1 protein-coding gene is annotated in these 1,149 nt (G+C 76.2%); it reads right to left on the bottom strand.

Going from position 1 to position 1,149, the window contains the following annotated elements; translation table 11 throughout:
- Positions 1-838: hypothetical protein (locus ABZ641_RS38725; protein WP_359989392.1), on the bottom strand; the 838-nt coding region annotated here is incomplete at its 3' end.
- Positions 839-1,149 lie beyond the last annotated feature (311 nt).

Below are 1,149 nucleotides of genomic sequence, written 5' to 3' on the forward strand. Positions count from 1 at the left end.
GCCGCCTCGCGGCCCCGGTGCGGGGGAGCGCGCGGAGGCCGCTGCGGGTCTCGAGTTCGGAGAGCGCGTGCACGTAGATGCCGGGCAGCGGGCTGCCGGCCGGCGCCTTGTCCATGGCGCGGCGGGCGAAGGCCATCATCCGGCGGTTGCTGCCGTACCACTTGGCGCACCAGTACTGCATGGCCTGCCAGTGCCCCTCGTAGTGGTGCGGGGCGCGTGCGACCAGGCCGTCCCAGAGCGGTCCGAACCGGTCCGGGGTGTACTGGGCGCCGCGGGCGGCGAGCACCATGACCACCCACGGGCCGGGGTCCTCCGGTGCGAGCAGCACGGCCCGCTGCGCGGCCTCGATCGCGGCGGGCAGCAGCTCCCGGAACTTCGCCATCCGGTCGGCCGGCACCTGGTGCGCGTAGCCGCTGCCGCGGATCGCCCACGCCCGGTCGACCATGCGCCGGGCCTCCAGCGTGGCGGCGGCGCAACCGGCCGGGTCGGCGGCCCGCCAGGCGGTCAGCCAGGCGTCGTCCTGCTCGGCGATGTCGGCGAGCAGTTCCAGCCTGGACCAGCGTTCGTCCCAGTCCTCGCCCGCCGCCTCGACGTACGCGGCGGCGGGCTGCCAGTCGCCGGTCCAGGCGGCCTCGCAGATCGAGCGGACGGCCGCGCTGCGGTCCGGAGGCGCCGGCGGGCCGGGCCGGCGCGGGTCGAGCACGGCGTGCGGCACCAGCCCGTAGGCGGCGGGGTCGAAGACGGTGGCGGCCCACGTGGCGGCCCTGGACGTGCGGTGGGGACCCCGGAGCCAGATGACGAAGTACGTCCCGGCGATGACGAGCAGCAGGAGACTCACGGCGGAGGATCCTTGCAGGTCGCGAGCGGTGCGGGCAATGGGGATGCGGACACGTTCACGAGGCCTTCGCCGGGCCCCGCGGGACGGCGGCGGCCCGGCTGCCGGGGGAGTCGGCACACGGGTGACGGACACCTCCCGTGATACGGCGGCACACGGCCACAACGCCCTTCCCCGGCAAGCAGGATGACGACGGACCGGACCCTCCGTGACGGAGCGCGACGGGCCACGAGCGGGCCACGAGCGGCAGACCCGGCGCGGTGCCGGGATTGCGGCGCGGACCGGCTGAGCAGGCTCAGGTCAGGCCGGCCGGC

It is taken from the genome of Kitasatospora sp. NPDC007106, from assembly GCF_040634455.1.
GTDB lineage: Bacteria > Actinomycetota > Actinomycetes > Streptomycetales > Streptomycetaceae > Kitasatospora > Kitasatospora arboriphila.